Raw genomic sequence first — 6569 nt, 5'->3', positions numbered from 1 at the left:
CCTCCGCCGCCTCCGCCGCCTCCGCCGCCTCTGCCGGACCGGCCGTACGCACCTCCTGCCGAGCCGCCATCGCCGACAGCCACAGACGGTGCAACTCCAGCCGCTCCTGCGGGCCCGCCCCGCAGAAGGCCGCGAGCCGTTCCACGGGTGCGAAGTCCTGAGGCACCGCGTCGCCCGTGCAGTAGCGGTGCAACGTGGAGGTGTTCATGTTGAGGCGGCGGGCCAGAGAGGCGTAGCTCCGGTTCGTGCGGTCCTTCAGACGGCGCACCAGCGCCGCGAACTCCTCGACATCGTCGTGCATCGACACCGTTCTCCCGTCGTCCGGCCGCCGATCCTGCATCCCAGGCACTCATATCCCTGCACGTCAGATGGGCCGGGATGGTTCCACCGCCGCCAAAGGGGCGGCAGTCGTTGCGCAGGACTCCGGTGGCCGCCGATGCTCTTCGTGTCGCACCGGCCGGGGCCGGACCGACCAGCCGGCGTCAGGCGACGTACGGCACCGATGCACTGCGTTCGCGCATTCACCGAATTCACCGCATTCACGGGGGGACACCCATGCCCGAGAGCACCCGAGCAAGCGCGCTCCTCGCAGCCGCCGACCTGCCGCCGCGCCGCACCTCGTCCTGAACGGCCGCCAGGTCACCGCGATCCTGCGCGGCCCGCACCGCAGCAGGACCCGGCCGTACGCGGTCGGCACCGACGACACAGAACAGCCCGACCACTCGATCACCCGAAATGGAGAACCGACATGAACAGCAAGACCCGCACCGCCCTCACCGCCGGCGTCCTTGCCGTCGTACTCGGCCTCGGCGCCACCATCCAGGCCTCCGCCGGGACCCCGCACCGCGTCAGCGGCAAGCCGTCCGAGTCGGCACAGGCGTCCGTCCATGCCCCCGCGAAGGCGTCCACCGCCGCACCGCAGTCGGTCAGCGGCACGCCCGGTCGAGCGGTGACCCGGGTCGCCGACTTCTACGGCGCGTACATCGACGCGAAGGGCGACTACACGGACCCGGACGCCACGCTGGCCGCGGCCCTCCGCAAGCACTACCTGACGCCCGACTTCGCCCTGCGGCTGGCGGCCTGGGAGGAGGAGAACGGAGTGGACGGCGTCCTGCACGCCCAAAACGTCCCGGCGCGGTGGACGGTGACCGACAACGGCACCGTGGGAAACGGCCATGAGGTCATCGTCACCCTGACCTTCGGCAGCGGGGAGACGGCGCAGAAGACCAAGCTCTTCGTGCTGCTGGAGCGGTACGACCACATCGTCGACATCGAGACCACGAGCGCCCGCTGACGCACACCATGGGCCCCGTCGGGCCGTGCAACTCCGGCGGGGTCCTGCCTACCCACCGCGCAGGAGGCTCGTGCGGTACGTACGGCTGGGCGGCGAGGACGGCTTCCCTCACCGCCCCGGCAGCGGCGGAGCCGTCCGCTCCCACACCACACCCGGGCTCAGGTGTGGCTGGTCACCCATGAACCCAAGTAGCGGTCGTTCAGAGACGACCTAGAACGGCCGGAACGACTCGTGCGTCCAGTCGTCCGGAAGCCTGTTCGTGAAGAACGCGTAGACCGGCCCGTGAGGGGACTCGGTGACGACGCCCTCCCATTGATCGAGTTTGTGGTGCAGGTATCGGCGCAGCAGGCTGCTGAACTGCATGCCGCCGGCGGCGCTGCTACTCCTGTGGCCCCTGAGTGCGTTCGTCCCAGCCGACCGCGACCGCCCAGGTGACCCCGGGCTCCGCGGTCACCTTGAGGCGGGTCGCGGCCTCGGCGGAGGACATCGCGGCACCGTTGAGGCTGCCGTCCGGCCGGTCCGAACAGTGCTCCGTGGATGTGCCGTAGCGGCCGGCGTCGACCGTGAGCGTGCCCGTGCCCTGGCACTGCGTGGCCACGTAGACCGTCCCGCCCGCGGGTTTCGCCGGCAGCGCCGACTCCAGTCCACCGCTCTGCCGCCCCGTCGACACCCACACCCTGGCGTCCGCCAGTTGCTCCGCCGGATCGCGCCAGGAGGCGGGCGGGGCGGCCGAAGCCGATGGGGAGGCGGCAGCCGGCGTGGCTCCCTGCTGCCGGGGAACTCCGGAGCCCTCCGTGCAGCCGCTGAGCATGAGGACGGACGCGGCGCAGCCCAGCAGGGCACGCCGCCGAACGTGATGGAACACATCAACCCCCGTGTGGTTCCCGATCGTCCGGATCATGCTGGCAGGCCCGGACACGGCCGTACAGGACGCGGCGAACCGGTGCCGGAGAGCGCCCGCGGTCGGGCGGGAACCGTGTTCATGAAGATCGGATATATTCGCGCAGCCGTTCGCCTGACACTCCATGAGGAGCACTGTTCCGTGAACTCGCCAACTCCCGCGCCGCTGCCCGAGCCGTCGCGGCCCGCTGTGAGCAAACTCGCCGTCGCGGCGATGGTGTCCGGGCTGCTGTTCGGTGTTCCGGTGGTCGGTGTCGTCCTGGGCGCCATGGCGCTGGGCCGGATCGAGAGGACCGGGGAGCGTGGCAAGGGCATGGCCACGACCGGGGTGGTGCTGTCGTCGCTGAGCACGCTGGCCTGCGCCGTGGTCCTGGCTTTCGGCCTCGCCGGCTTCACGAAGGGCCTCGGTGACGACATCAGGGAGGAGGCGCTGGCCAACAACACTTTCGCCCTCCTCCGCGAGGGCGAATGCATCGACACCCCCGGCGACGACTTGGAGAGCGATGTTCCCGACATGGCCGTCGTGCCGTGCGGGGGCAAGCACACCGCCGAGGTGTTCGGGGTCTTCGAACTCACCGGGGACGGCGCTTACCCGGGCGACGACTCGATCGACGAGACGCTCGACAGTCGGTGCACGGACCTCGACAGCGCCTACTCGATGGACTACTGGGCGGTGGAGGCAGAGGTCGAGATGTACTTCTACGGCCCCAGCCGGGAGAGCTGGGAGCTCGGCGACCGCCGGGTGACCTGCGTGTACGGCAGGGCCGGGAACACACCCCTGGAGGGTTCCCTCCGGTTTGACGAGACCACGCTCGACGAGCACCAGGTCGCCTACCTGAAGGCCGCCAACGTCGCCAACGACGCGCAGTTCTTCGGCAAACCGGAAGCGTCTTACGTCAAGGACGATTTCAAGGGCTACAAGGAATGGGCGCACGGTATCGCGGTGGCCCTCGACGAGCAGGCGCGCATGCTGCGCGGTCATGAATGGCCCGCCGGCGCGGAGCGCCACGTCGCGGCCCTTCAGCGGGAGATCGACGCGGCCCGCCCGCACTGGGCGAAGGCTGCCGACGCGAAGGACACGGCAACGTACTACGACCACTACGAGGCGGCCCTGCTCCGGCCGGGCCACGACCAGGCGATAAAGGTCCGTGAGGCGCTGGGCCTTGCCACGAACAAGACGCCGGAGTACTTCGTCTGACCGGTGGGCGCTCCTCGTGCCCCGCCTCAGCTCCCGGCGTCCGCGCTGTGCACGATCTGGATCAGGTTGCCGCAGGTGTCGTCCAGGACGGCGGTCGTGACGGGGCCCATCTGCACCGGTTCCTGCGTGAAGTGCACCCCGAGCCCGCGCAGCCGGGCGAACTCCGCGTGCACGTCGTCCACGGCGAAGGAGGTCGCCGGGATGCCGTCCTCGGCCAGCGCCGTCTTGTACGGCTTCACCGCGGGGTGGCCGGAGGGCTCGAGCAGCAGTTGAGTCCCGTCGGGGTCCTCCGGTGAGACCACGGTCAGCCACCGGTCCGTGCCGATCGGGACGTCGTGCTTCTTCACGAAGCCCAGCACGTCGGTGTAGAAGCGCAGGGCCTTCTCCTGGTCGTCGACGAAGACGCTGGACAGGTGGATCCTCATGGGGTGCTCTCCGATGCGTCGGGCCTGAGCCACCGGGTCACGATGTGCTCCAGGGGTTCGGTGTTCAGGTCGTGGTATTTGTACCGGCCCTGGCGCCGCGTGAGCACCAGGCCCGCCGATTCGAGCACGGCCAGGTGCTGGCTGACCGCCTGGCGGGACAGCCCCAGGCCGTGCTTCATCGCCAGCCGCCCGCAGATCTCGAACAGGGTCTGGCCGTCCCGTTCCGCCAGCTCGTCAAGGATGCGTCGGCGGGTCGGGTCGGCCAGCGCCTTGAAGACATCCTCTGCCATGACCGCAACGATAGGCAAGTGGATGCTTGCCTATCAAGCCCGGGTTCCGGGGTCGCCGTCCCCGGCCGTCCACGTGTTCGCGGAGGGTATCGGGGTGAGGGCGGCTCAGCTGTCCTGGATCCGGTCGGCCGCGGAGGCCCCGTCGTCCGTCGGGACGTGTGTGATGGCCAGCAGCGCCGTGTCGTCGGTCCTGCGGCCGCCGGTGTGGCGGTGGTGGTCGGCGAGCAGGGCGTCCACGAGGGCGTCGGGGTCGGGGCGGTGGCGGCCCGTGCGTCGGGCGACGGGGTCGTAGAAGGTGCCCGACGCGTCGCGGGCTTCGGTGAGTCCGTCGGTGTAGAGCAGCAGACTGGCCCCTTCGGGGAACGTCACCGTGTCGACGGTGCCGGTGCCGGTGCCGTTGTCGAGGGCGGCGAGGCCCAGGGGCAGGCCCGGCCGGGTGGGCTCGACGTACCGCACGGTGTCGCCCAGGAAGAGCAGCGGCGGCGGGTGGCCGCGGTTGACCAGCCGGACCTTGTTCCCGTGCCGGGGGAACTCCGCCAGCACGCCGGTGATGAACCCCTCGAACTCGGTCAGGGTCCCCGACTGCCGGGACTCGAGGGTGACGGCGCGCTCCAGCCGTTGCGCGAGGGCGGTCAGGCTGGGCTCCTGCAGGGCCGCCTCGCAAAAGGTCCCGATGCCGACGGCGACCGCCCTGACCGCTTCCATCCCCTTGCCGCGTACGTCGCCGATGACGCAACGGACGCCGAAGGGGGTGTCGACCACGGCGTAGAGGTCCCCGCCGATCTGCGCGTCCGTCTGGGCGGCCTCGTACCGGGCGGCGAAGCGCAGCGGGCCGATCCGCTCCGGTGGTCTCGGCAGGACGGCGCGCTGGACGGCGGCGGCGATGTCGCGTACGGACTGGAGCTGCTCATCGCGGTGGTACAGGAGCCGGTTCAGGAGGACGGCGATCCCGGTCACCGTCGCCAACATGAACAGCTCGCTGAACGCGATCGCACTCCGGCGGTAGCCGAAGACCCAGAACATGGCCGCGTCGAGGACGAGGGCGGTCAATCCGATGAGAACCGTCCCGCGCAGCGACAGCAGAGCGGCCGCCACCAGGACCGCCGCCGCGTAGAGGGCCGCGGCGCTGACGGTGCGTGGAGTGGCGAGGTCGATCACCACGGCGACGAGCAGCAGGACGGCCGGCAGCAGGCGGCTCTCCGTTCCCGCCCAGCTCCGCGTTCCCACCCTTGCCACCTGCTGCTCCCGAGGTCGACCGGGCTTCCGGCCAGCTCAGGCTAACCGTCCGTCCGTCCGCCCCGCGCTCCACGTCACCCGGCTCGCCCACCGCGGACATCGCCACACGCCGGGTGTCACCCGGCTGGAGCAGGGGCCCGCGGTGGGCCGGCGGTGGGAGTCCGGTGGGCCGGTGGTCAGGCCGTCCCGCCGGCCTTGCCGGATCGCAGACCGCGGCGGAGGGCGTCGAGCTGCTCGGCGATCATGCGGCGGCCCACCTCGGTCCGCGGGGCCAGCTGGGCCGCGCCGTGGAAGGCGCCCGGGAAGTGGTGCATCTCGGTGGGGACGCCCGCGGTGATCAGCCGCTGGGCGTAGGCCAGGTCCTCGTCGCGCAGCGGGTCGAACTCGGTGGCCGCGATGTACGTGGGCGGCAGTCCGGCCAGGTCCTGCGTCCTGGCCGGGGCGGCGTACGGGCTGACGCCGTAGCCGCCGCGCAGCCCCTTGCCGCCGAGGTAGTGGTCCCAGCTCCGTTGGGCGTTGCGGCGGTTGAACCCGGGGGTGTCGGTGAAGGCCTGCATGGAGGCGGTGGCGAGGCGGTCGTCCAGGATGGGGGCGCCGAGGTACTGCATGCTCAGGGCGGGGCCGCCGTGGTCGCGTGCGTACAGGGCGACCGCGGCCGCGAGGTTCCCGCCGGCGCTCTCACCGGCCACCCCGATGCGGTCGGGGTCGACCCCCAGTTCGTCGGCGTGCCCGGCCAGCCAGCGCAGGGCGGCGTAACAGTCCTCCAGGGCGGCCGGGTAGGGGTGTTCCGGTGCGAGGCGGTAGTCCACCGACACCACCACCGCGCCCACCTCGGCGGCGATGCGGGTGGTCTCGTTGTGGAAGAAGCCCACGAGCCCGATCACGAAGCCGCCGCCGTGCACGTACAGCAGGCCGGGCAGCTTGCCTGCGTGGCCCGCGGGCCTGTGGACGTGCACCCGGACGTCCGGGGCGCCCTGCGGACCCGGAACGGTGACCTCGCGGAAGTCGACCGGGACCGGCGGGGTGTAGGGATCGGCTTCCATCAGGGCCGCTTCCGCCCGCATCCGCGCGACTTCCGTGTGTCCCTCCGCCTGGGCGAGCCGGGACATCCTCTGGGTCAGTTCCGGGTCGAACGGGAAAGCCAACGTCAACTCCTCTTGCGTACGGTGCGCCACGGCATGGCTGACTAGCGTCTCCGAAGTCAGGGGGAGTCTACGCAGCGAATC

Annotated in this window: 9 protein-coding genes; 2 read left to right on the top strand and 7 right to left on the bottom strand. The window is 71.1% G+C overall.

The window, feature by feature from the left end; genetic code table 11:
• Positions 1 to 301, bottom strand: a 301-nt coding sequence (locus PV350_RS23845) for a helix-turn-helix domain-containing protein (protein WP_500335972.1), incomplete at its 3' end; no start/stop codon positions are given.
• 447 nt (positions 302 to 748) lie between these two features.
• Here PV350_RS23845 and PV350_RS23840 point away from each other — a divergent pair.
• Positions 749 to 1294 (top strand): hypothetical protein, encoded by a 546-nt coding sequence (locus PV350_RS23840; protein ID WP_500335971.1) that lies wholly within the window; start codon positions 749 to 751, stop codon positions 1292 to 1294.
• Positions 1295 to 1504: 210 nt separating this feature from the next.
• On the opposite strand, the gene PV350_RS23835 is transcribed toward PV350_RS23840, so the two are convergent.
• Together PV350_RS23835 and PV350_RS23830 are read right to left on the bottom strand one after the other, a co-directional pair.
• Complete coding sequence (locus PV350_RS23835) at positions 1505 to 1657, bottom strand: hypothetical protein (RefSeq protein ID WP_499510257.1); 153 nt, start codon at positions 1655 to 1657, stop codon at positions 1505 to 1507.
• A gap of 16 nt (positions 1658 to 1673) precedes the next feature.
• Positions 1674 to 2159, bottom strand: a complete 486-nt coding sequence (locus tag PV350_RS23830) for a hypothetical protein (RefSeq protein WP_499510256.1) — start codon at positions 2157 to 2159, stop codon at positions 1674 to 1676.
• A gap of 177 nt (positions 2160 to 2336) precedes the next feature.
• On the opposite strand from PV350_RS23830, the gene PV350_RS23825 reads away from it, so the two are divergent.
• A complete protein-coding gene (locus tag PV350_RS23825; RefSeq protein ID WP_499510255.1) occupies positions 2337 to 3392 on the top strand; it encodes a DUF4190 domain-containing protein in 1056 nt (351 codons plus the stop codon).
• Between the two features lie 26 nt (positions 3393 to 3418).
• Here the strand turns inward: PV350_RS23825 and PV350_RS23820 are convergent, their stop codons facing one another.
• From PV350_RS23820 to PV350_RS23805, 4 genes are all read right to left on the bottom strand, one after another.
• Positions 3419 to 3817, bottom strand: a complete 399-nt coding sequence (locus PV350_RS23820) for a VOC family protein (protein WP_499510254.1) — start codon at positions 3815 to 3817, stop codon at positions 3419 to 3421.
• Positions 3814 to 4107 carry an ArsR/SmtB family transcription factor gene (locus PV350_RS23815; protein WP_499510253.1) on the bottom strand — a complete coding sequence of 98 codons (294 nt, stop codon included), beginning with the start codon at positions 4105 to 4107 and terminating at the stop codon, positions 3814 to 3816. The genes PV350_RS23820 and PV350_RS23815 overlap by 4 nt, the downstream gene beginning before the upstream one ends.
• Before the next feature lie 105 nt (positions 4108 to 4212).
• Positions 4213 to 5334, bottom strand: coding sequence for a PP2C family protein-serine/threonine phosphatase (locus tag PV350_RS23810; protein WP_500335967.1), 1122 nt, complete (start codon positions 5332 to 5334; stop codon positions 4213 to 4215).
• A 185-nt stretch (positions 5335 to 5519) separates the two neighbouring features.
• Entirely contained in the window at positions 5520 to 6488 is a 969-nt protein-coding gene (locus PV350_RS23805; protein WP_500335965.1) for an alpha/beta hydrolase, read from the bottom strand.
• Positions 6489 to 6569: the final 81 nt, after the last annotated feature.

The sequence above is a fragment of the Streptomyces sp. PA03-6a genome (assembly GCF_033792765.1).
GTDB lineage: Bacteria > Actinomycetota > Actinomycetes > Streptomycetales > Streptomycetaceae > Actinacidiphila.
The sequence above is the reverse complement of the archived record's forward strand: the minus strand, read 5'-3'. Positions and strand labels throughout refer to the sequence as shown.